The sequence below is a fragment of the Pseudomonas beijingensis genome (genome assembly GCF_030687295.1).
GTDB classification, from domain to species: Bacteria; Pseudomonadota; Gammaproteobacteria; order Pseudomonadales; family Pseudomonadaceae; genus Aquipseudomonas; species Aquipseudomonas beijingensis.
This window is the reverse complement of sequence record NZ_CP117425.1, coordinates 4,953,793-4,976,760: the sequence shown is the minus strand read 5'-3', so window position 1 is coordinate 4,976,760 and position 22,968 is coordinate 4,953,793. Positions and strand designations below refer to the sequence as shown.

Genomic DNA, 22,968 nt, shown 5'->3' with positions numbered 1-22,968 from the left:
ACCCTCAGGAGACGATATCGAACGCCGTGCTCCCCAGCCGCTCGCCGTTGACCAACAGGTGCACGGCGTGCCGGCCCGCGTAGTGTTTGCGCGTGGTCAGCTCGCGAATGTATTGGGACCGACTGAGGTTGACGCAACCCAGGGCGGGCAGGTCGAAGGTCTTGAGCTTGAAGACCTTGGCCGAGGTGCCGCCCGAGGCTTTCACGTAGTCGATGGCGTAGTCGATCACCAGGCGCTGGCTCTGCTCGAGGGTTGATTGCACCGTGAAGGACAGCGTGACCTGTTCCCCCAAGCGAATCACCGCCGGCGTCACCTGCAAATCCAGCACCTGGACCTGCGCCTTGCCACCGGCGCCGATGACCCCCAGTGCCCTGGGGTTGCCTTGTTTGATCAGGCTACGCAGCGCATGCCGGGCAATCCATGCGGTGTGGCGGTCTTGCAGTGGCCAGCCTTCGATCTGGTCCAGTACCCAATCGGGATGCTGTTTGGTGACGTCGTTGAGGTGGTTGGCCACGGATTTGCGTACATAAAGGCTGTCGTCGGCCTTGAGCGTGTCGAGGATCGCGGCGGCCAGGTCGGGGTTGGCCTGGATCGGCTCCAGGTGAAACGACCACGGCAGGCGCGGTCGACTGCCTTCGCTGGCCAGGCGGCGCACGTGCTCGTTGGCGTCCAGGGCCCAGCTGTGCATGACCTTGAGGGTGCGCTCCAGGTCGTCGCGCAGGAAGTGCCGCACGGCGAACTCCGACGAGCCGAACCGGGTGAAATACTGGAGCGCGTCCAACGACATGTCGAAGTGATGTCGACCGTAAGACGCCACGTAGTGCGGCAGGAACATGCTGACAAACATGCTGTTCAGACGCGGGGCCAGGGCACGCAGCACCTCCAGCGACGCTTCATAATCGAAGGGCAGCACCGCGTGCAGGCACTCACTGACCCGGGCCATGCGCTGCATCACCGACAACTCGGCCAGGCCGTCGTTGGCCATGTGCAAGAACGCCTTGGCGTCGAATGCCGGGTACACCGCACGCATTTCGCCGGCGATGTGCTCCAGGCGGGCGTTGTTGAAGATTTCCTTGAGGGCAGGGGAAGAAGTGGTGGTGCTCATGGTGGGGCCGTCCGGCGAGTGTTGTAGTCCAGGCTTGTCACTATGCCATGCACGACCCGTGGCGAGGGAGCTTGCTCCCGCTCGACAGCTCCTACAGGGGCCACCAGGAACAAGCAGAGGAGAGTTTCCAGGAATTAAGGAATGATTTGCCGCCCGCGAAGTCCCAGTTTCAGTCCCTCGAATAACTGGAGTTTTTTCTATGCGCAAACCCACCCTGATCGCCAGCCTGGTCCTGATTGCCGGCCTCGGAGCCCTCGGGCCTGTTGCGCAAGCGGTCGAGAAAACCGGAGACGCCCTGGAGCATTCGCCGAGCAATGGCCGCAGGCTGGTGGAGAACGACCGGGTACCAGCGGACTACCAGCGTGCGGACCGGGCCATGAAAGACTGGAAACAGAAGAAGCTCGAACAGCCGACAAACGAGCAGCAATGGGTGCATATCGACGACAAGTACCTGCTGATCGAAACCGTGTCCGGCGCGATCGTCAAGATCGTGCCGGCCACGCGTTAGTTCAGAGCACTTCGCCTTTGTCCCCACAGGTGAACCAACTCGCCGGGTGCCTGGTCCTCGGGCACCTGCAGCACCATCTCGTCGTCCTGGTCGTTGGCGCGATAACGCACCTCGATCTGGAAAAACCGCTGGTCGCCGCGCCCGGGCGTGGAGGAGGTCAGCGGCAGGCAGCCCTCCAAGACCGAACAGATGCGGGTGCGCTGGTCGAGGTCGCACTGGGCGAACTCGATTTCCCGTGGCCGGGTCAGTGCATGGATGGCGGCCACGCCGCCCTGGCGCGACAGCCGTACCACGGCCTTGTCGTCGAGGTCTGGAAGGGTTTTCATCAGCTCTCCTGTGTCAGGTCGACGCCGACCTGGGCCCAGCCGTTCTGTACCGCCTGCACTTCCCGCGTGCCGAAGCGCTGGCGGGCGTGCTCGACGGTCAGGCGGGCGAAGGCGCTGAAGGACGCGTCGTTGGCCAGTCTTCGGTCGCACAAGGTTTCATACCAGATCCGGCCGGCTTTTTCCCCAGGCAAATCCGCCGAGTGTGGTCGCCACCAGATAAAAGGCCCGGTTGGGGATGCCGGAGTTGATGTGCACGCCGCCGTTGTCTTCCCGGGTAATCACGAATTCGCGCATGTGCGCCGGTTGCGGGTCCTTGCCCAGCAGCGGGTCATCGTAGGCCCTGGCTGCCGGGGTTGGACATGCTGCGCAGGCCGTCGCCGTTGATCTTGTCGGTGAGCAGGTCGGCGCCGATCAGCCAGTCGGCCTGGTCGGCGGTCTGTTCGAGCACGAACTGCTTGACCAGCACACCGAACACATCGGAGATGGATTCGTTCAACGCACCGGACTGGTTGGCGTAGACCAACCCGGCTTCGCTTTCAGTGACACCATGGGCCAGTTCGTGGGCAACCACGTCGAGGGAGCGGGTGAAACGCTGGAAAATTTCGCCATCGCCGTCGCCGAACACCATCTGCGCGCCGTTCCAGAAGGCGTTTTCATAGCCCTGGCCGTAATGCACGCTGCCCACCAGGGCGAAGCCTTTGTTGTCGATGGAGTCACGCCCCAGGACCTTCCAGAAAAAATCATAGGTGGCGCCGAGGGCATCGTAGGCCTCGTCCACGGCCGGGTCGCCACTGGCCCGCTGGCCTTCCAGACGCACCGGCTGGCCGGGCAGTTCCATGCTGTTCTGGGCGTCATGCACGCTGCGTTGCGGATGTCCGGCCTTGCCGGGCTTGGGCAGCGCCGCCGCGGCGGGCGGGGCGCTGGGCGGGCCAGGGTTGTGTCGCAGGCTGCGCACGTGGGTCAAGGTGCCGAGGGCGCTGGAGCGTTGCTGTTCGGAGCCGTGGGCGATGATGCGATTGAGGATGTACGGAGGAATGAAACTGTGGTGTGGACGAGAGTCGATCATCAGAAAATCCTTATCTGAAATGCAGGGCCGATACCCATGTGAACCGAAGAGGCCGTCGCGGTTCCCTGATGCGGGGCAGACAACGTTTGCCATGCGTGCTGATTTCTGCGAAAACCCCGCGCCAGGATCACACGAGGGATATGCCATGAATGAAGAACTGCAAATCATCGACCTGCAACAGGGCGACGGCAAAAGCGTAGTCAAAGGTGCGCTGATCACCACTCAATACCGCGGCACGCTCGAAGACGGCACCGAATTCGATTCGTCCTACAGTCGTGGCAAACCCTTCCAATGCGTGATTGGCACCGGTCGCGTCATCAAGGGCTGGGACCTGGGCCTGATGGGCATGCAAGTTGGTGGCAAGCGCAAGTTGTGGGTGCCGGCCCACCTGGCCTACGGTGAGCGGTCCATGGGCGCCCATATCAAGCCCAACGCCAACCTCATCTTTGAAATCGAGTTGTTGGAAGTCCTGACCCAGGACGATTGAGGGGGCTGGAGCGGGTCATGACCGCTCACTGAACAGCGGGATGCGTGCGTTGACCGAAGGGCGGTAGCGCCAGGTCAACCGCTCCAGTGGTGGTTCGCCCTCAAGGATCATCGCCAGGGTGGCGCGGGCGATGCCCATGGCCAGGGTTTGGCCTGGACATTCATGGCGTCCGCTGCCGAAGCTGAAACTGCGGCGGTTTGGGCGGTCGAGCAGCAGGACGTCCGGCTGTGTGTTGAGCTGCGGGTCGCGGTTGGCTGAGGCCAGTAGCACCAGGATCGTTTCTCCAGGGTTCAATGCGCTGCCGAGGAGTTCGCAAGGGGCGGCGACGAAGCGGCGGGTGTTTTGCACGGGCGCGTCGAAACGCTGGACTTCGGCCAGTAACGGGCCGACCTGTGCCGGGTCGTCCCGCAGTACCTGACGTAACGCCGGATCGCCGATCAGCGCCAGCAGCGCGTTGCCGATCAGGCCAGCGGTGGCTTCATAGGTTTGCGAGAGCAGGCCGATCAGGTTGGCGATTTTGCTGTCCGCGGCTTCGAAGCCTTGCCCCATGCGCATCAATAAAGGATTGTCCTGCGCCTCGATCCGCTCCTGGAACAACCTGGTCAGTTGCTCGCTGGCCCGGTGCGCGGCATCCAGTTGCGGCGCCTGGCTCAGGGGCGACAGGCAGGCGACGAAATCCCCGGTCAATGCGCTGATCAGGCGGCTGCCCGTCGGGCTGAAACCGAGCAATGCCGCGACCACGCTGGCCGGCCCGATGAATTGAGCCTGGTGCAGGCCTTCGGCGCCGTCCTGGAGGCGACGGGCCCTGACCAATGCTTCGATCTGCCGGGGGGTGGTGTCTTGCAACGCCGGCGCAATCGCCGCCCTCGGGCAACGCTGCCGTTCACCTTCGTTCATGCGCATCAAGTGCCCGAACACGTGGCCGGCCGGGCCCTCGGCAATGGCCTTGGGCACGGGCTCGTGGACCGGGCGCACCAGGCAGTCGGTGTGATGCAATACCGCGCACACGGCCTCGGCGCTGCTGGCGACCCACAGGTTCAACACAGGGTCGAAGGCCAGTCCGCCGGCAGCGCGCAGGGCGGCGTAGAAAGGGTAAGGGTCGGGATGTGTCGCGGCGGTGATCGGGTCCATGAAGCGCGGCCTTGTTCGTGAGGGCGAAAGTGTTGCTACTATCCCCAGTCGATGCATGGCTTGATTCGTCGGGGAGCGAAATATGAACGCAGAACAGCATGATCTGGGCGTGTCCCACGTGGCCGCAGCCATCGCCGAGCCGGCCCGCACCCGGATGCTGTGTGCGCTGATGGACGGCCACGCCCGCACCAGTACCGAATTGGCGAGCATCGCCGAGGTCAGCGCCTCGACCGCCAGCGCCCATCTGGCGAAACTCAAGCAAATGGCCCTGGTGCGCCTGCATGTCCAGGGGCGTCATCGTTATTACAGCCTGGCGGACCCGCGCGTGGCCCAGGCGCTTGAGGCGCTGATGGTGATCGGCCAGAGCGCCACGCCGACGTTCACGCCGCGCACACCGGATCGCCTGCAATTTGCCCGCACCTGCTACGACCACATGGCCGGCACCTTGGCGGTGCGCCTGCATGACCGCATGATCGAGGCCGGGTGGCTGGTGGACATGGAGGGCGAGGGCTATCGGCTGAGTGAATCCGGTGAGGCGGTGTTCGAGGGATTGGGCGTCGATGTCCAGCACCTCGCCACGCAACGCCGCCGATTCGCCTGTCCTTGCCTGGATTGGAGCATGCGCCGCCCCCACCTGGGCGGGGCCTTGGGCGCGGCGTTGCTGCAAGTGGCGATCAAGCGCAAATGGGTAATCCAGGACCTGGACAGCCGGGCGCTGGGGTTGACGGCCAGTGGCCGCAAGGCGATGGCGGGGCGGTTTGGGGTCAGTGCCGAAATCGATGCCAAACCCACTGGCGCTATCGCGAGCAAGCTCGCTCCCACAATGGAGCTGCGCTGAACACAAAACCCATGAACGCCCAAGCCCCCTGTGGAAGCGAGCTTGCTCGCGATGACGGTGGAACATTCAAGCCTTAGCAAACTGACCCACCGCTATCGCGAGCACCACCCACATCATCCAGCCATATGCCTGCGCCGATACTCATCCGGCGTGGTACCCATCATTTTGCGAAACATGCTGATAAACGCCGAGGCGCTGCTGTAGCCCAGGTCCAGGCCGATGGTTTCCACGCTCTGGCCACGTTCGAGCAGGGCCAGGGCCTCGATGACTTTCAGGCGCTGGCGCCATTCCACCAGGGACATGCCCAGGTCCCGTTGGGCCCGGCGCATCAGCGTGCGTTCGGTGGTGTTGGCGGCGCGGGCCAGTTGCGGCAAGGAACGCGGGTCGCTGGGGTTCGCCTCCAAGGCCCGCAGCACGGGGCCCAGCAGTGGATCATCCGAGGAGGGCAGGTAGCTGCCGGCATGGGGCGCCCGCGCCAGCTTGTCCACCAGCACCTGCAACAAACGCTGCTGTTCGGGCGTCTGTGGCTGGCTTGGCGGGTCGCTGCGCAGTTCTTCCAGCAACGCGCGAATCAGCGGGCTCAAGGTCAGCGCACAGGGCACGGCAGGCAGTGCGTCGCACAGTTCGGCGGCCAGGTACAGCGAGCAATGGCAGGCCTCATGCCGATTGAATCCAACGTGTTCCATGTCCGGTGGCAGCCAGATGCCGTACTGCGGTGGCGCCAGGTAATGATGTTGGGCGATCTCGATTTCCATCACCCCGCTGTAGGAGTAGACGAACTCACCCCAGGCATGCCGGTGCCGGGGGTAAGTCGCATGGGCCGGCATGCAGGCGCTGCGAAAGTAGATCGGCGAGGGCAGGGCTGCGTCGAACGGAGGAATCTTCAGATGTTGGGCTGGAGGCTGCATATCGACCGCAATGGCGGATTACCGGGATGGCTTGTCGGGTAATCACTATATCCAGCAAAGGTGTCAGGCAGACAATCCTTTCATCTCTTTCTGCCCAAGGACCTTTCCCATGACCACCCGCCGCGCCCTGGATGGCCAGGTCTGCGCCCTGATGACCGGCCTCTGTGCCATCTGGGGTTTCCAGCAAGTCGCGATCAAGGCCAGCGCCGTCGACATGGCGCCGATGCTGCAACTGGGCGTGCGCTCAGCCATCGCCGCGGTGCTGGTCTGGTTGTTGGTGCTGGTGCGCGGTGAACGCCTGTCCCTGGCCGATGGCAGTTGGCGCCCGGGCCTGTTGGTGGGGTTGTTGTTTGCCTTGGAGTTCGTAATGGTGGGCGAAGGCCTGCGGCATACGACGGCTTCGCACATGGTGATTTTCCTCTATACCGCGCCGATGTTCGCCGCCCTCGGCTTGCATTGGAGATTGCCGAGCGAACGCCTCAAACCGGCGCAGTGGTTGGGCATCGCGGTTGCATTCGGCGGGATCGTGGTGGCCTTCAGCGGAGGCTCGGGGGCGCCGAACGGCAGCTCGTTGCTCGGTGATGGCATGGGCTTGCTGGCCGGCGCGCTGTGGGGCGCAACCACGGTGACGGTACGCTGTTCGCGGTTGACGAATCTGCCGGCCAGCCAGACGCTGCTCTACCAACTGGTTGGCGCCGGGGTACTGCTGATCGGAATGTCGGTGGCTCTGGGGCAAACGACGATCACCCCCACGCCGCAACTCATCGCCAGCCTGGCATTCCAGGTGTTGCTGGTGTCCTTCGCCAGTTTCCTGATCTGGTTTTCCCTGCTGCGCCGCTACCTCGCGTCGCAATTGGGGGTGCTGTCGTTCATGACGCCGTTGTTCGGCATCGGTTTTGGTGTCTGGTTGCTGGATGAGCCGCTGGAGCCGAACTTCATCGTTGGCGCGGCTTTGGTATTGAGTGGGATTCTGCTGGTCAGCGGTTATGGATGGTTTCGCCAGCGTTGGGGGCGATGGCTGGTGTTGCGGCGGGAGTAACTGAACGAAATGTAAAAAAGCCACCCCTGCTGAAGCAGGAGTGGGCTTTTTTTTGAGGCCGCGCAATCTCTGTGGCGAGGGGATTTATCCCGCTGGGTTGCGAAGCAACCCCTAGTACTTGTGTGAGTCACAAAAACCAAGCGAGCGCTTCGCACTCGAGCGGGGATAAATCCCCGCGCCACAAAAAAGCCTTCAGGTGCCTGGAAGGGCTTGGATCAGACCTTGACGATCCAACCAGCCGGTGCTTCCACGTCGCCGGTCTGCACGCCGGTCAGCTCTTTGTAGAGCTTCTGGGTGATCGGGCCGACTTCGGTTTCGCTATGGAACACGTGCAGCTTGTCCTTGTAGCTGATGCCGCCAATCGGGGTGATCACCGCAGCGGTACCGCAAGCGCCGGCTTCCTTGAAATCCGAGAGCTTGTCGATGAGCACGTCGCCTTCGATCACTTCCAGGCCCAGGCGCGATTTGGCCAGTTCGATCAGCGACAGGCGAGTGATGCCCGGCAGGACCGAAGGGGATTTTGGGGTAACGAATTTGTTGTCGTGGGTGATGCCGAAGAAGTTGGCCGAGCCAACTTCCTCGATTTTCGAATGGGTCATCGGGTCCAGGTAGATGCAGTCGGCGAAGCTGGCCTTCTTGGCCTGGGAGCCGGGCATCAGGCTGGCGGCGTAGTTGCCACCGACCTTGGCCGCGCCGGTGCCTTGTGGGGCGGCGCGGTCGAAGCTGGAGATCAGGAAGTTGTGCGGGGTCAGGCCGCCCTTGAAGTAGGCGCCGACCGGGATGCAGAAAATCGAGAAGATGAACTCGGGTGCGGTGCGCACGCCGATGTTGTCACCCACGCCGATCACGAACGGACGCAGGTACAGCGCGCCGCCAGTACCGTAAGGCGGGATGAAGCGCTCGTTGGCGCGGACCACTTGCTTGCAGGCTTCGACGAACTGCTCGGTGTCGACGTGCGGCATCAGCAGACGGGCACAGCTGTTCTGCATGCGGGCGGCGTTCTGGTCCGGGCGAAACAGGTTGATCGAACCGTCCTTGCAGCGATAGGCCTTCAGGCCTTCGAAGCACTGCTGACCGTAGTGCAGGGCGGTGGAGCCCTCGCTGATGTGCAGCACGTTGTCGTCGGTCAGGGTGCCCGCGTCCCAGGCGCCATCGCGCCAGTGCGACAGGTAGCGCTTGTCGGTCTTGATGTAGTCAAAGCCCAGTTTGTCCCAATTGATGCTCTCGTTACCCATGACACCCTCTATTTCTTAACAACCGTCGAAACGGTTCAAGGCTTCTGACGTTTTTTGGATGGGGACAACAATACTTCATTCCGGGGTTGTTTCGCAGCCCGCACGATAAGGGGCAGGCAGATAAATGATGGTGTTCTTGAAAATCGCGAGCAAGCTCGCTCCCACAGGTGATCTCGGTCGTTCACGCGAACGCAATTCCCTGTGGGAGCGAGCTTGCTCGCGAAGGGGCCCTCACTCACACCACCAACTCCCCTGAATCACAGATGCAACGCATGCCCCAACGCCCGCAACGCCGCTTCCTGCACGGCCTCGCCCAGCGTCGGATGGGCGTGGATGGTGCCGGCGATGTCCTCCAGGCGCGCGCCCATTTCCAGGGACTGGCCAAATGCGGTGGACAGCTCCGACACGCCGACGCCAACCGCTTGCCAGCCGACGATCAAATGATTATCCCGGCGCGCCACGACCCGCACGAAACCGCTTTTCGATTCCAGGGTCATGGCCCGACCGTTGGCGGCGAACGGGAAGCTCGACACAATGCAGTCCAGCCCGGCCGCCTTGGCTTCGTCCGGCGTCTTGCCGACCACCACCAGTTCCGGATCGGTGAAGCACACCGCAGCGATGGCGGTCGGGTTGAATTCCCGGTGCTGGCCGGCTATCAACTCGGCGACCATCTCGCCCTGGGCCATGGCCCGGTGGGCAAGCATCGGTTCACCGCTCAGGTCGCCAATGGCCCAGACATTGCGCATGCTGGTCTGGCAACGGCTGTCGATTTTCAGCGCCGAACCGTTCATCGCCAGGTCCAGTGCTTCAAGGTTCCAGCCCTGGGTGTTGGGTTTGCGACCAACGGCCACCAGCACCCGGTCGGTGTCCAGGTTCAGCGTCTCGCCATTGGGATCACGCACTTGCAAGGTACTGGCCTGGGCATCGAAACCTTCGACGCTGTGCTTGAGGTACAGCTTCACGCCCAACTGCTTGAGCGCCTCGTGCACCCGGTTGCGTCAGCTCACCGTCGTACGCCGGCAGGATCCGCTCCTGGGCCTCGACCACGCTGACCTCGGCGCCGAGCTTGCGGTAGGCAATGCCCAGTTCCAGGCCGATGTAACCACCGCCGACCACCACCAGGTGCTTGGGCACCGAGGTGGGGGCGAGGGCTTCGGTGGAGGAAATGATCGGCCCGCCCACGGGTAACATCGGCAGGTTGACGCTTTTCGAACCGGTGGCCAGCAGCAGGTGTTCGCACTGGATGCGGGTATCCGACCTCGACTGTCTTGCCATCGATCACCTTGGCCCAGCCCTGAATGACCTGGACCTTGTGCTTTTTCAGCAATGCCGCGACGCCGGTGGTCAGGCGATCGACGATGCCGTCCTTCCATTCCACGCTCTTGTTGATGTCCAGCGTTGGCGCCGCCACGGTGATGCCCAAGGCCGAGCCCTGGCTATGGTGCCGGGTCTGGTGGAACTGTTCGGCCACATGGATCAATGCCTTGGACGGGATGCAACCGATGTTCAGGCAAGTGCCGCCCAGCGCCTGGCCTTCCACCAGGATGGTCGGGATGCCCAACTGGCCGGCGCGGATCGCCGCCACGTAACCGCCAGGACCGCCGCCGATGATCAGCAGCGTGGTGTTCAAAGTCTGCATGGCTTACTCCACAAACAAGGTGGCGGGTTGTTCGAGCAGACCACGCAGGGCCTGGATGAATTGCGCCGCGTCCATGCCGTCGACCACCCGGTGATCGAAGGAACTGGAGAGGTTCATCATCTTGCGGATCACGATCTGGCCTTTGATCACCATGGGCCGCTCGACGATTTTGTTCACGCCGACAATCGCCACTTCCGGCAGGTTCAGCACCGGCGTGCTGACGATGCCGCCGAGGGCACCGAGGCTGGTCAGGGTGATGGTCGAGCCGGACAGCTCATCGCGACTGGCCTTGCCCGTGCGGGCCGCCGTGGCCAGGCGTGAAATTTCCGTCGCGCTGTCCCACAGCGTACGGGCCTCGGCGTGACGCACCACTGGCACCATCAGGCCCACATCGCTCTGGGTCGCGACGCCAACATGCACGGCACCCGAACGGTGGATGACCTGGGCCTCGTCGTCGTAGCGCGCGTTCATCTGCGGGAAGTCCCGCAGGGCCACCACCAACGCACGGACCAGGAACGGCAGCAGGGTCAGCTTGCCGCGACTGGCGCCGTGTTTTTCATTCAAGTGAACCCGCAGCTCTTCCAGGGCTGTGACGTCGATTTCCTCGACGTAGCTGAAATGGGCGGCGCGTTGGGTTGCCTCCTGCATGCGCTGGGCGATCTTGCGGCGCATGCCGATCACTGGGATCTGCTGCTCGTCGTGGCGCTCGGCATAACCCGAACCGCCCTTGGCCGGGGTCGACGAACCCTGGGCCAGGTAGGCTTCGAGGTCTTCGTGCAGGACCCGTCCGGCGGGGCCGCTGCCCTGGACCAGGCGCAATTGAATGCCCAGGTCCAGCGCGTGTTTGCGCACGGCCGGCGAGGCCAATGGACGCTCGTCGGGATCGCGGGCCACCGGGGCTTGCGCAGCCGGGCGGGGCACGGCAATTTTTTCCAGCACCGGTTCAGGCGTGGCCACTGGCGCCGGCTTCGGTGCCTGCGCAGCCGCGGCGGCAGGAGCCGGTTGGGCCGATTCTTTCAAGTTACCCGCACCTTCGACTTCAATGCGGATCAGTTCACTGCCCACCGCCATGACTTCACCGGGCTCGCCACCCAGGGCGATGACCCGGCCATGCACCGGCGAAGGGATGTCCACCATCGCCTTGTCGGTCATGACATCGGCCAACACCTGGTCTTCGACCACCATGTCGCCGACCTTGACGTGCCACACCGACAGTTCAACTTCGGCGATGCCTTCGCCAATGTCCGGCATCTTGATAACGTGCGTGCCCATTCAGACCTCCATGACCCGTTTCAACGCCGCGCCCACACGGGACGGCCCTGGGAAATACGCCCACTCCTGCGCATGCGGGTAGGGGGTGTCCCAACCAGTGACACGCTCGATGGGCGCTTCCAGGTGGTGGAAGCAATGTTCTTGCACCAACGACACCAGCTCGGCGCCGAAACCGCAGGTGCGGGTGGCTTCGTGGACGACCACGCAGCGGCCGGTCTTCTTCACGGATTTGACGATGGTCTCAAGGTCCAGCGGCCAGAGGCTGCGCAGGTCGATGACTTCGGCGTCGATGCCGGTTTCTTCGGCCGCCACTTGGGAGACGTAGACCGTGGTGCCGTAGGTGAGTACCGTCACGTCCTTGCCCGGACGGGTGATGGCGGCGACGTCCAGCGGTACGGTGTAATAACCGTCCGGCACCTGCGCCGAAGGGTGTTTCGACCACGGCGTTACCGGGCGGTCGTGGTGGCCGTCGAACGGGCCGTTATACAGGCGCTTGGGTTCGAGGAAGATCACCGGGTCATCGTTTTCGATGGAGGCGATCAGCAGGCCCTTGGCGTCGTAAGGGTTGGACGGCATCACGGTGCGCAGCCCGCAGACCTGGGTGAACATCGCCTCGATGCTCTGGCTGTGGGTCTGGCCGCCATAAATGCCGCCGCCGCAGGGCATGCGCAGGGTCATCGGCGCGGTGAACTCGCCGGCCGAGCGATAGCGCAGGCGCGCCGCCTCGGAAATGATCTGGTCCGACGCTGGGTAGACGTAGTCGGCGAACTGGATCTCGGCCACCGGGCGCAGGCCATAGGCACCCATGCCCACCGCCACGCCGACGATACCGCTTTCGGAAATCGGCGCGTCGAACACCCGCGAGGTGCCGTATTTGTTCTGCAGGCCTTCGGTGCAGCGGAACACGCCACCGAAGTAACCCACGTCCTGGCCGAACACCACGACGTTGTCGTCGCGCTCGAGCATCACGTCCATGGCCGAGCGCAGGGCCTGGATCATGGTCATGGTGGTAGTGGTCATGGCGGTGTCCAACGCAATATTGTTGTTGTGATCGTTCATGTCAGATCCCCAACTGCTGACGCTGGCGCTTCAAGTGCTCCGGCATCTCTTTGTAGACGTCTTCGAACATGGTCGCGGCGCTTGGAATCTGCCCGCCAGCGAGGGTGCCGTACTGTTCGGCTTCCTTCTGTGCGGCGATCACCTCGGCTTCGAGTTCGGCGCTGACCGTGGCATGTTCCTCTTCGGACCAGTGGCCGATTTTCACCATGTGCTGCTTGAGGCGCGCAATCGGATCACCCAGCGGGAAGTGGCTCCAGTCGTCGGCGGGGCGGTACTTGGAGGGATCGTCCGAGGTGGAGTGCGGGCCGGCGCGGTAGGTGACCCATTCGATCAGCGCCGGCCCGAGGTTGCGGCGGGCGCGTTCGGCGGCCCACCGCGAGGCGGCGTAGACCGCCATGAAATCGTTGCCATCGACACGCAGGGAGGCGATGCCGCAACCGACGCCGCGTCCGGCGAACGTCGTGGCTTCACCACCGGCAATGGCCTGGAAGGTGGAGATTGCCCACTGGTTGTTGACCACGTTGAGGATCACTGGCGCCCGGTAGACGTGGGCGAAAGTGAGAGCGGTGTGGAAGTCCGATTCGGCGGTGGCGCCGTCACCGATCCAGGCCGAGGCGATCTTGGTGTCGCCCTTGATCGCCGAGGCCATGCCCCAACCCACGCCCTGGATGAATTGCGTAGCGAGGTTGCCGGAAATGGTGAAGAAACCGGCGTCCTTGACCGAGTACATGATCGGCAATTGCCGGCCCTTGAGCGGATCGCGCTCGTTGGACAGCAGTTGGCAGATCAGGTCCACCAGCGGCACCTCGCGGGCCATCAGGATGCTTTGTTGGCGGTAGGTGGGGAAGCACATGTCGTCGATGTTCAACGCCAGGGCCTGGGCGCTGCCGATGGCTTCTTCGCCAAGGCTTTGCATGTAGAACGACATCTTTTTCTGACGCTGGGCGACCACCATGCGGTTGTCGTAGATGCGCGTCTTGAGCATGGCACGCATGCCTTTGCGCAGGATCTCGACGGGGATGTCCGTGGCCCAGTCGCCTAGGGCATTGCCCTGGTCGTCGAGCACGCGGATCAGGCTGCGGGCCAGGTCGGCGGTGTCGGCGGGTTCGACGTCGATGGGTGGTTTGCGCACCGTGCCGGCATCGGACAGATGCAGGTAGGAAAAGTCGGTCTTGCAGCCGGGACGGCCCGAGGGTTCGGGGACGTGCAGGCGTAGCGGTTCGTACGCTGGGTTCATGGCTTTCTACGCTCGATCTTGTGAATTTCTTGTAGTGGGCGCGCTAGCTGACGAATTTCCCCGGGTACGGGAAATTGTCCTACAACAATCATAGGCTCGACGAAGAAGAATATTTTTCTCTGTTAGCTTGCTGTTCAGATCATTTGCAGATAAAAAATCTGCACAACGATAAAAAGCAGGATTATTTGTCTCATGCGTAAATTGGATCGCACCGACATCGGCATTCTGAACAGCCTTCAGGAAAACGCCCGTATCACCAACGCGGATCTCGCCCGTTCGGTCAACCTGTCGCCGACGCCGTGCTTCAACCGCGTCCGGGCGATGGAGGAGCTGGGGGTGATCCGCGAGCAGGTCACGCTGCTGGACGCCGACCTGCTGGGATTGCACGTCAACGTGTTCATCCATGTGAGCCTGGAGAAGCAGGTGGAAGAGGCGTTGCAGCACTTCGAAGAGGCCATCTCCGACCGGCCGGAGGTGATGGAATGCTACTTGATGGCCGGTGATCCGGATTACCTGATCCGCGTGCTGGTGCCGACCATCCAGTCGCTGGAGCGGTTCATGATGGACTTTTTGACCAAGGTCCCGGGCGTGGCGAACATCCGCTCAAGCTTTGCCCTCAAGCAGGTGCGCTACAAGACCGCGCTGCCGTTGCCGGCCAATGGATTGACCTTGGGAACCTGATCAAAAGACCAGTCCCTGAGGGAGCTAGCTGTCATTCAACAATGATGCAAGCAGACCCACCGCCATCGCGAGCAAGCTCAGCTCCCACAGGGATTTTCGGTGTTGCCGGGTACTGCGACCGCCGCCGATTCTTGTGGGAGCAAGGCTTGCCCGCGATGGCGGCGGCACATTCAATATCGCTGCAAGCAGACCCACCGCCATCGCGAGCAAGCTCGCTCCCACATGGGATTTGTGGTGTTGTCGGGTACTGCGTCCGCCGCCGATTCTTGTGGGAGCAAGGCTTGCCCGCGATGGCGGCGGCACATTCAATATCGCTGCAAGCAGACCCACCGCCATCGCGAGCAAGCTCGCTCCCACATGGGATTTGTGGTGTTGTCGGGTACTGCGTCCGCCGCCGATTCTTGTGGGAGCAAGGCTTGCCCGCGATGGCGGCGGCACATTCAATATCGCTGCAAGCAGACCCACCGCCATCGCGAGCAAGCTCGCTCCCACATGGGATTTGTGGTGTTGTCGGGTACTGCGTCCGCCGCCGATTCCTGTGGGAGCGAGCCTGCTTCACCTCCAACCTCCGCACAAGCAGACCCACCGCTGTGGTCAGAGATTGCTCCCGCTGGGCTGCGCAGCAGCCCCCAAGCATCTAGAGCTGGTTGATCGGAATCTTCAGGTAGGTCACGCCATTGTCCTCAGCCGGCGGCAGGTGCCCGGCGCGCACATTCACCTGGATCGCCGGCAACAGTAGCGTCGGCATGCCCAGTGTCTTGTCGCGCTGGGTACGCATGGCCACGAACGAGGCTTCATCGATGCCATCGCGAACATGGATGTTGTGCTGGCGCTGCTCACCCACGGTACTTATGCAGTGGGGCTCGCGCTCCTCCGGTGGATAGTCGTGGCATACATACAGTCGCACCCCGGCAGGGAACGCCAGCAGCTTGCGGATCGAGGCGTAGAGCTGATGGGCATTGCCGCCGGGGAAGTCGCAACGGGCGGTGCCTACGTCGGGCATGAACAGCGTGTCGCCCACCAGGATCACATCACCGTCGATCAGATAGGCCATGTCCGCCGGGGTATGGCCGGGCACGTGCAGGGCGGTGGCCTTGAGGTTGCCGATCAGGAAGGACTCGTCGGGCGCGAACAGGTGGTCGAATTGCGAACCGTCGACGGCGAAGTGCGGCTCCAGGTTGAACAGCGTCTTGAACACGTTCTGCACCTGGCCGATGGACTCGCCAATGGCGATCTTGCCGCCCAGCTCTCGCCGCAGATAAGGCGCGGCGGACAGGTGATCGGCATGGGCGTGGGTTTCCAGCAGCCATTGCACCGTCAGTTGATGTTCCTTCACGAAAGCGATCACCCGATCAGCCTGTTCGGTGCCGCTGCGGCCCGAAGCCGGGTCGTAGTCGAGCACTGGGTCGACCACCGCGCACTGCCCGCCGTCGTGTTCATACACGACGTGGGTATAGGTCTTGGAGGCGGGGTCGAGAAAACTTTGGATCTGCGCGGGCATGACAGCGGACCTGTGCGGGAAGAAGCGGTTGCTACGCTTGAGGTTACAACATATGGTCCGCAGCTTAGTGAGGGCCAAGGCGTCCTGCAAATGCGATCGCACCTGCCAACAGGTGTGCGCGGCTTGAGAGAACCTGAATGTTACTGGCAAGTTTTTTTGGTGTGGTCATGGGGCTGGTCCTGGGCCTTACGGGGGCGGGCGGCGGCATCCTGGCGGTGCCGGCGTTGGTGTTGGGCCTGGGGTGGAGCATGACCGAGGCCGCGCCGGTGGCGCTGTTCGCGGTGGGCAGCGCGGCGGCGGTGGGCGCCATCGATGGGCTGCGCCATGGCCTGGTGCGCTACCGTGCGGCCCTGCTGATTGCGTTGCTGGGCGCGGTGTTTTCGCCGATGGGCATCTACCTCGCCCATCAGCTCTCGGAAAAAATCCTGATGATGCTGTTCAGCCTGTTGATGGTGCTGGTGGCGGCGCGCATGTTGCGGCGGGAAACGCCACAAGCGGGGCCCAGCGATCATGGCGCGGCCAGTTGGGGCCAGAAGAATTGCATGCTTGACCGCGAGACCGGGCGCCTGGCCTGGACTGCCCGATGCACGGCCACACTGTCTGCATTGGGCGCGGTGACGGGCCTGGTCTCGGGGCTGCTGGGCGTGGGGGGCGGCTTCCTGATCGTGCCGGCGTTCAAGCAATTGACCGACGTACAGATGCGCGGGATCGTCGCGACTTCGTTGATGGTCATCAGCCTGATTTCGCTGATTGGCGTGGTCGGTGCGTTTCATGCCGGGGTGAGCATCGACCGGGTCGGGGCGGTGTTCATTGCGGCGAGCATCGTCGGGATGGTGCTCGGGCGGCGAGTGTCGACCAAGGTCCCGGCCCGGGCGTTGCAGGTGGGGTTTGCCGGGGTGTGCCTGGGGGTGGCGGTATTCATGCTGGTGCGGGCTTAGCTTCTCTACGCAGACCCTTTGTGACGAGCGCCCTCTCTGTGGGAGCAAGGCTTGCCCGCGATGAAGGTGACGCGGTCTACCGGGAAACCGAGGTGCCTGCATCGCGGGCAAGCCTTGCTCCCACAGGGATGTGGGCGTTAGAGCAACCGACACTGCATCGAAAACCCCAACGTCACTGACTGCCCTTGCTCCAGCAAACGCAGCCCCGGCCGTCCAGGCAGGTGATGGGCATTGACCGGATGGCTGACCGGTTCGATGCAGAAGAAATCCAGGCCTACGGGGCAGTACAGCAAGAAGTACGTGCTACCGCTGGCGCGGCATTGCAGTTCATACCCCAGGTCCGGTTGCTGGATCAGGCAATCGCCGTCCCAGCCACCGAAGCCATTGTCCACCAGTGTATCGGGCAGCGCCCGGGTCTCCTGGAAATCCCACTCGGCAGGAATAACACTCAGCTCCGTAGGCAGCTTGCTGGCATCGCATTTCCAGACTTCGCTCGCCCGGGTTTGCAGGCGCGTGCGGGCGGTGCGCGGAAAATACGGATGCAAGCCCAGCCCATGCCAGGCGGGCTGCTTCGCCATGTGGGTGACGAACATTGCGATCTGCAATTGGCCGCCGCTGAGGCGAATCCGCAGGCTGGCGCAATAGGCGAACGGGGATTGGCTGTTGAGTTGCAACAACACTTCCTGGGCGCTTTGCTCGATCACTTGCCACGGTTGCTGCCAGGCGCTGCCATGGATCGGGAACGGATCGTTAAGGCTGTTGGCGTTCAGGGCCAGCCAACCGCCGGGGCAGTCGAAACCGCCTTGGGCGATCCGGTTCGACCACGGGATCAACGGAAAGCAGCCGAGTTTGCCCGGCAGGCCGTTTTCCAGCGCTTGCGGCGCGGGCGGGCGCAGCAGGGGGGCGCCGGTGCTGCGCAATGTCCATTCAACCAGATTGGCGCCCAGGTGCGGGGCCAGGGTGAGGCGGGTGAAGTCGTCTTCGAGGTGGAGAAGGGGCGGCGTCATGATGGCCTTGTTTTGCAAGGTTGAAAAAACTGTTGTGGGGAAAGCCGGATTCCTGTGTGCGAACCCTGTGGCGAGGACTTGTGGGAGCAAAGCTTGCTCGCGATGCAGGCTCCTCGGTTTCCTGGGAGACTGCGTCATTTTCATCGCGGGCAAGCCTTGCTCCCACAAGGGGATCTATCCTTGTCTGTTACAACACCAGGTGCGGCAGCCACAGCGAAATGGCAGGGACGTAGGTCACGAGCATCAGCACCAGGAACAGCATGGCGTAGAACGGCAGCAGCGCCTTGACGGTGCTTTCGATGCTGACCTTGCCGATGGCGGAACCAACGAACAACACCGCGCCTACCGGTGGCGTGATCAGGCCGATACCCAGGTTCACCAGCATGATCATGCCGAACTGCACCGGGTCCACACCGATGCCCACGATCACCGGCATCAGGATCGGCGTCAGGATCAGGATCAGTGGCGCCATGTCCATCACGGTGCCCAACAGCAGCAACATGACGTTGATGCACATCAGGATCACGTAACGGTTGTCCGACAGTGTCAGGAATGCGGTGGTGATTTTCGCCGGAATTTCCATCAGCGTCATGATGTAGCCGAAGCTGGCGGCGAAGCCGATGAGGATCATCACGATGGAGATGGTGCGTACCGTACGGTGCATCAGTTTCGGCAACTCGCTCCACTTGTAGTCGCGATAGATGCACATGGTCACGAAGAACGCCCACACCACGGCAATGGCGGCCGATTCGGTGGCGGTGAAAACACCCGAGAGAATGCCGCCAAGGATGATGAACAAGGTCATCATGCCCCACATGGCTTCCCGGCAGATCTTCAACGCTTGCTTGAGGGGAATCACTTCGCCCTTGGGGTAATTGCGCTTTTTCGCGAAGACCAGGCACAGCGCCATCAGGCAGAGGTTCATCATGATGCCGGGGACGATGCCGGCCATGAACAGCGAACCGATGGAGACGGTGCCGCCCGCGGCGAGGGAGTACAGCACCGCGTTATGGCTGGGCGGTGTCAGCAGTGCTTGCACCGAGCCACTGACGGTGACGGCGGTGGCGTAATCACGCGGATAGCCGCGGCGTGCCATTTCCGGGATCAGCACCGAGCCGACCGAGGCCGTATCGGCCACCGAGGAGCCGGAGATCGCGCCAAAAAAACTCGAGGCCACGAGGTTGACCAATGACAGGCCACCGCGCACGAACCCCACCAGCACACTGGCGAATGCCACCAGTCGGCGGGACATGCCGCCCTCGGCCATGATCGCACCGGCCAGCACGAAGAACGGGATGGCCAGCAACGAGAATTTGTTCACCCCGCCCGTTACCTGGATCATCATGGCCTGGAACGGAATATCGATCCACCACGCCCCGATCAGGGCGGCAGCGCCCAGCGCGTAGGCCACCGGCATGCCGATCAGGATCAACAACAAAAAACTGCCCAGCAGAATCAGCGCGTCCATTAAGCGGCACCTTCGTTTTCTTCAACCAGATCGAACTGCACGACCCGACGCTTGCTTTGATCACCCAGCAATAGTTTTTCCAGGACAAAAATCAGGGTCAGGAAACCACCGATCGGGATCGGCATGTAGGTGATGCCGACGCGCAGGGTGGGGATGGCGCTCATGAATTGATTCCAGGTGGTCATGCACAGCTTGGTGCCCCAGATGGTCATGAAAATGCACACCGCCGCCATCAAGAGTTGGGTGAAAACCGAAGCCAAGGTTTGCCAGTGCGGTGGCAGGCGGCTGGTGACCATGTCCACGGCCATGTGCGAGCCGGAGCGGTAGCTGGCAGCGGCGCCGATGAAGGTAAATACGATCATCAGCAAGATGGCGGTGGGCTCCGGCCAACTTGAGCCAGTACCCAGTACGTAGCGGGCGAACACCCCCCACGGAATCATCAGTGCAACGGCGAGGACAGAAAGGCCGGCCACCCAGATGCAAGTCATGTAAATCGTGTCGTTGATACGCAGCAGCAAATTCTTCATCGGGTTCCACCGTAACCGGGCGCGCCTTTTAGCCGCGGGCGCGCCCAGCCTTTTCGTGAGTACAGATCGAGAGGTATTACTGGACCGCTTCGATACGCTTGATCAGGTCGGCATACGGCGCGCCGTATTTGGCCCGGATCGGTGCGGTGGCGTCGTAGAAAGGTTTCTTGTCGACGGTGATGAACTCGACGCCGGCGGCCTTGAGTTTTTCTTCACTGGCGGTGGATTTCTTGTCCCACAGCACGCGCTCTTCTGCCTGGGCGGCCTTGGCGGCTTTTTTCACCATGTCCTGCTGCTCTGGTGTGAGCTTGTTCCAGGTGATTTTCGACATCACGATCGGCTCGGGCAGGATCAGGTGACCGGTCAGGCTGTAGAACTTCGCATTCTGGTAGTGGTTGTGCTCAAGCATGGTCGGCGGGTTGTTTTCCGCGCCGTCGATCACGCCGGTCTGCAGGGCACTGAAGATCTCGCCGGTGTCCATCGCAATACCGTTGCCGCCCATGGCATTGATGGTCTCGATGAACATCGGGTTGCCTTGGACGCGAATCTTCATGCCCTTGAGGTCTTCGAGCTTGCGCACAGGCTTCTTGGTATAGAGGTTGCGCGTGCCGCCGTCCATCCAGGCCAGGGCCACCAAGCCGAATTCGGAGTTAGTGATCCGATCGAGGATCGCGTCGCCGACTTCACCGTCGATGACGGCGCGCATGTGGGCCTGGTCGCGGAAGATGAATGGCATATTGAATACGTTCACGTCCGGCACCACGGGGCCGACGATCCCCAGGCTGACCCGGGACATCTGGATCGCGCCGGCTTGCATCTGCTCGATGACTTCTTTTTCAGAACCCAGTACGCCACCCGGGAAATACTTGAACTTCAGCTCGCCGTTGCTCTCCTTTTCCAGGGTTTTACCCATGGATTCCTCGGCGACCACGGTCGGGTAGCCCTTGGGGTGGATGTCGGCGATCTTGATGTCGAGGGCATGCGCCGCCTGGGCCAGGAAGGCTAGGGGCAGGGCTGCGATCAGAAGCGTGCGTTTGAAATTCATGGTCAATCTCCAGTGTTGTTGTTTTTATGTCTATCGATGTGAAGCGGCAAAGCAGATCAATTCGTGGAGGGTTTCCGTCCTCCGAAAGCAGGTTCGGCCAGGCCCTTGACGCCGGGGTTGAGGGCGAACACACCACCGGCCAGGGACTGCGGGTCGCTGTCGTCGCCCGGGCGGATCGAGGTGACGAAGAGGGTGTCCAGGCGGCTGCCGCCAAAGGCGCACATGGTCGGTTTTTTCACCGGCACTTCCAGCGAACGGTCGAGACGTCCATCCGGGGTGAAACGGTGAATCAGCCCGGCATCGTTGGCGCAGATCCAGTAGCAACCGTCGGCGTCGACGGCCGCGCCATCCGGGCGACCGGCCAACGGCAGCATGTCGACGAACAGCCGCCGGTTGGACGGAGTGCCGCTGTCGATGTCGTAGTCGAAGGCCCAGATCTGCTGGACCAACGGATGCGAGTCGGAGAGGTACATCGTGCGGCCGTCCGGGCTGAAGCCCAGGCCGTTGGGTACAATGAAACCGCTCAGTTGTGCCTCGACCGGGCTGCGTTGCCCGGCCTCATAGCGGTACATCCGGCCTTCGTCGACGTTGGCGCCCATGTTCAAAACCATGCTGCCGGCCCAGAAGCGGCCCTGGCGGTCGCAACGGCCATCGTTGAGGCGCATGTCGGCGCGGCTGTGCTCAACGCTTGCACAGAGTTCGCTGTCGAGGCTGCCGTCATCATGGGGGTGCAGGCGGAAGAACCCGCTTTCCATGCCCGCGACCCAGCCACCGTCCTGGTGGCGGGCAATGCAGGCGAGCATTTCGGGGGCTTCCCAGCCCTGGATTTTTCCGCTGCTGGCATTCCAGCGTTGCAGGCCGCCGCTGGGGATGTTCACCCAATACAGGGCGTTTTCCTCGGGGACCCACACCGGGCTTTCCCCGACGGCGTTGCGTGCATCGACAATCAATTCGGCTTGCATGGCGATTCCTTGGTTCGTTCGTATCCCATGAACAACAGGCGAATCAGTCGTCGAACGGGCCGGCGGCGACAAAGGCACCGCCCTGGTAGATCCTGGCCGGGTCATCGGCGGCCGGCATTGGCTGCGCTTCGATCTTGTCGCGGAAAATTTCTGAGGTGTCCTTGGGCTGGTAGCCCAAGTGCGCGGCGTGGCTGTTGTCCCACCAGACGTCGCGGTTGGCGGACATGCCGTAGACCACGGTGTGGCCGACTTTCGGCGTGTAGAGCGAGCATTCGAGCAGTTGGGTGAGGTCGTCGAAGCTCAGCCAGGTGCTCATCATCCGGCGGTTCTGCGGTTCCGGGAACGACGAGCCGATGCGGATGCTCACGGTCTCGATGCCGTAGCGATCGAAGTAGAAACTGGCGACGTCTTCGCCGTAGGACTTGGACAGGCCGTAGTAGCCATCCGGGCGGCGAGGGGAGAGGGCGTCGAGGGTCTGGTCTTGTTTGTAGAAGCCGATGACGTGGTTGGAGCTGGCGAAGATCACCCGTTTTACGCCGTGCTTACGGGCGGCTTCATAGATATGGAACACGCCACTGATGTTGGCGCCGAGGATCTCCTCGAACGGGCGCTCCACCGAGACACCGCCGAAGTGCAGAATGGCGTCGACACCTTCCACCAGTTGGTGCACGGCCTGTTTATCCGACAGGTCGCATGGCACCACTTCCTCGCTTTCGTCGATGGCCGGAGCCATGTTGGCGATGTCCGACAGGCGAATGTGGCGGGCGTAAGGCTTGAGACGTTCGCGCAAGACTTTGCCAAGGCCGCCGGCGGCGCCGGTCAAGAGCAGGCGATTGAAGGGGTGGCGAATTTGTGTCGTGGTCATGGCATTACCTGAGCAAACAATGAGAGGTACAGTTGTTATAAGTTGTCGTACGACCGAGAGGGAATATCCTTATCCTTCCGCTACCTTGTCAACGTTTGATCGACGAACCGCTCTGGATCGGCGT

Annotated in this window: 20 protein-coding genes and 3 pseudogenes; 6 read left to right on the top strand and 17 right to left on the bottom strand. The window is 62.6% G+C overall.

Features of this window, described 5'->3' with window-relative positions; genetic code table 11:
• Positions 1-4: 4 nt before the first annotated feature.
• Positions 5-1,105 (bottom strand): DNA alkylation repair protein, encoded by a 1,101-nt coding sequence (locus PSH84_RS22045; protein ID WP_305467520.1) that lies wholly within the window; start codon positions 1,103-1,105, stop codon positions 5-7.
• A gap of 199 nt (positions 1,106-1,304) precedes the next feature.
• Between PSH84_RS22045 and PSH84_RS22040 the strand changes: the two genes are divergently transcribed.
• Positions 1,305-1,613 carry an RcnB family protein gene (locus PSH84_RS22040; RefSeq protein ID WP_122566291.1) on the top strand — a complete coding sequence of 103 codons (309 nt, stop codon included), beginning with the start codon at positions 1,305-1,307 and terminating at the stop codon, positions 1,611-1,613.
• Position 1,614: 1 nt separating this feature from the next.
• Here the strand turns inward: PSH84_RS22040 and PSH84_RS22035 are convergent.
• A pseudogene (locus PSH84_RS22035) lies at positions 1,615-1,939 on the bottom strand (protealysin inhibitor emfourin).
• Positions 1,939-3,005 (bottom strand): annotated as a pseudogene (locus tag PSH84_RS22030) (M4 family metallopeptidase). The pseudogenes PSH84_RS22035 and PSH84_RS22030 overlap by 1 nt, the downstream one beginning before the upstream one ends.
• Before the next feature lie 145 nt (positions 3,006-3,150).
• On the opposite strand from PSH84_RS22030, the gene PSH84_RS22025 reads away from it, so the two are divergent.
• On the top strand, positions 3,151-3,492 hold the full coding sequence (locus PSH84_RS22025; protein WP_305467517.1) for an FKBP-type peptidyl-prolyl cis-trans isomerase: 342 nt from the start codon (positions 3,151-3,153) through the stop codon (positions 3,490-3,492).
• A gap of 15 nt (positions 3,493-3,507) precedes the next feature.
• Here the strand turns inward: PSH84_RS22025 and PSH84_RS22020 are convergent, their stop codons facing one another.
• Positions 3,508-4,623, bottom strand: a complete 1,116-nt coding sequence (locus PSH84_RS22020; RefSeq protein WP_305467515.1) for a cytochrome P450 — start codon at positions 4,621-4,623, stop codon at positions 3,508-3,510.
• Positions 4,624-4,705: 82 nt separating this feature from the next.
• Here PSH84_RS22020 and PSH84_RS22015 point away from each other — a divergent pair, with 82 nt between their 5' ends.
• Positions 4,706-5,461 (top strand): ArsR/SmtB family transcription factor, encoded by a 756-nt coding sequence (locus PSH84_RS22015; protein WP_305467514.1) that lies wholly within the window; start codon positions 4,706-4,708, stop codon positions 5,459-5,461.
• 113 nt (positions 5,462-5,574) lie between these two features.
• Here the strand turns inward: PSH84_RS22015 and PSH84_RS22010 are convergent, their stop codons facing one another.
• A complete protein-coding gene (locus PSH84_RS22010; protein WP_122566295.1) occupies positions 5,575-6,369 on the bottom strand; it encodes an AraC family transcriptional regulator in 795 nt (264 codons plus the stop codon).
• Positions 6,370-6,478: 109 nt separating this feature from the next.
• Between PSH84_RS22010 and PSH84_RS22005 the strand changes: the two genes are divergently transcribed.
• Positions 6,479-7,408 carry a DMT family transporter gene (locus PSH84_RS22005; protein WP_305467513.1) on the top strand — a complete coding sequence of 310 codons (930 nt, stop codon included), beginning with the start codon at positions 6,479-6,481 and terminating at the stop codon, positions 7,406-7,408.
• Between the two features lie 215 nt (positions 7,409-7,623).
• Here the strand turns inward: PSH84_RS22005 and PSH84_RS22000 are convergent, their stop codons facing one another.
• The 5 genes and pseudogenes from PSH84_RS22000 to PSH84_RS21980 all read right to left on the bottom strand — a co-directional run bounded on the left by PSH84_RS22000 (position 7,624) and on the right by PSH84_RS21980 (position 13,850).
• Positions 7,624-8,643 (bottom strand): branched-chain amino acid aminotransferase, encoded by a 1,020-nt coding sequence (locus PSH84_RS22000; RefSeq protein ID WP_122566297.1) that lies wholly within the window; start codon positions 8,641-8,643, stop codon positions 7,624-7,626.
• A 257-nt stretch (positions 8,644-8,900) separates the two neighbouring features.
• Positions 8,901-10,282, bottom strand: a pseudogene (lpdA, locus tag PSH84_RS21995) (dihydrolipoyl dehydrogenase).
• 3 nt (positions 10,283-10,285) lie between these two features.
• Entirely contained in the window at positions 10,286-11,554 is a 1,269-nt protein-coding gene (locus PSH84_RS21990; protein WP_305467509.1) for a dihydrolipoamide acetyltransferase family protein, read from the bottom strand.
• Positions 11,555-12,613: an alpha-ketoacid dehydrogenase subunit beta gene (locus PSH84_RS21985; RefSeq protein ID WP_018605866.1), complete on the bottom strand. Its 1,059-nt coding sequence runs from the start codon at positions 12,611-12,613 to the stop codon at positions 11,555-11,557.
• Position 12,614: 1 nt separating this feature from the next.
• Positions 12,615-13,850, bottom strand: coding sequence for a 3-methyl-2-oxobutanoate dehydrogenase (2-methylpropanoyl-transferring) subunit alpha (locus tag PSH84_RS21980; RefSeq protein WP_305467508.1), 1,236 nt, complete (start codon positions 13,848-13,850; stop codon positions 12,615-12,617).
• Positions 13,851-14,042: 192 nt separating this feature from the next.
• Here PSH84_RS21980 and bkdR point away from each other — a divergent pair, with 192 nt between their 5' ends.
• Entirely contained in the window at positions 14,043-14,531 is a 489-nt protein-coding gene (gene bkdR / locus PSH84_RS21975) for a Bkd operon transcriptional regulator BkdR (protein ID WP_003202929.1), read from the top strand.
• A gap of 637 nt (positions 14,532-15,168) precedes the next feature.
• On the opposite strand, the gene PSH84_RS21970 is transcribed toward bkdR, so the two are convergent.
• Positions 15,169-16,032, bottom strand: a complete 864-nt coding sequence (locus PSH84_RS21970; protein ID WP_305467506.1) for an MBL fold metallo-hydrolase — start codon at positions 16,030-16,032, stop codon at positions 15,169-15,171.
• A 137-nt stretch (positions 16,033-16,169) separates the two neighbouring features.
• On the opposite strand from PSH84_RS21970, the gene PSH84_RS21965 reads away from it, so the two are divergent.
• On the top strand, positions 16,170-16,970 hold the full coding sequence (locus PSH84_RS21965; protein WP_305467505.1) for a sulfite exporter TauE/SafE family protein: 801 nt from the start codon (positions 16,170-16,172) through the stop codon (positions 16,968-16,970).
• A 137-nt stretch (positions 16,971-17,107) separates the two neighbouring features.
• Here the strand turns inward: PSH84_RS21965 and PSH84_RS21960 are convergent, their stop codons facing one another.
• The 6 genes from PSH84_RS21960 to PSH84_RS21935 form a co-directional block, all read right to left on the bottom strand.
• Complete coding sequence (locus PSH84_RS21960; protein WP_305481792.1) at positions 17,108-17,977, bottom strand: aldose 1-epimerase; 870 nt, start codon at positions 17,975-17,977, stop codon at positions 17,108-17,110.
• Between the two features lie 187 nt (positions 17,978-18,164).
• On the bottom strand, positions 18,165-19,445 hold the full coding sequence (locus PSH84_RS21955) for a TRAP transporter large permease (protein ID WP_305467502.1): 1,281 nt from the start codon (positions 19,443-19,445) through the stop codon (positions 18,165-18,167).
• On the bottom strand, positions 19,445-19,972 hold the full coding sequence (locus PSH84_RS21950) for a TRAP transporter small permease (RefSeq protein WP_042730808.1): 528 nt from the start codon (positions 19,970-19,972) through the stop codon (positions 19,445-19,447). The genes PSH84_RS21955 and PSH84_RS21950 overlap by 1 nt, the downstream gene beginning before the upstream one ends.
• 76 nt (positions 19,973-20,048) lie before the next feature.
• Positions 20,049-21,017 (bottom strand): TRAP transporter substrate-binding protein, encoded by a 969-nt coding sequence (locus tag PSH84_RS21945; RefSeq protein WP_305467500.1) that lies wholly within the window; start codon positions 21,015-21,017, stop codon positions 20,049-20,051.
• 56 nt (positions 21,018-21,073) lie between these two features.
• On the bottom strand, positions 21,074-21,979 hold the full coding sequence (locus tag PSH84_RS21940) for an SMP-30/gluconolactonase/LRE family protein (RefSeq protein ID WP_305467499.1): 906 nt from the start codon (positions 21,977-21,979) through the stop codon (positions 21,074-21,076).
• Between the two features lie 43 nt (positions 21,980-22,022).
• Positions 22,023-22,844 (bottom strand): NAD-dependent epimerase/dehydratase family protein, encoded by an 822-nt coding sequence (locus PSH84_RS21935; protein WP_122566307.1) that lies wholly within the window; start codon positions 22,842-22,844, stop codon positions 22,023-22,025.
• Positions 22,845-22,968: the final 124 nt, after the last annotated feature.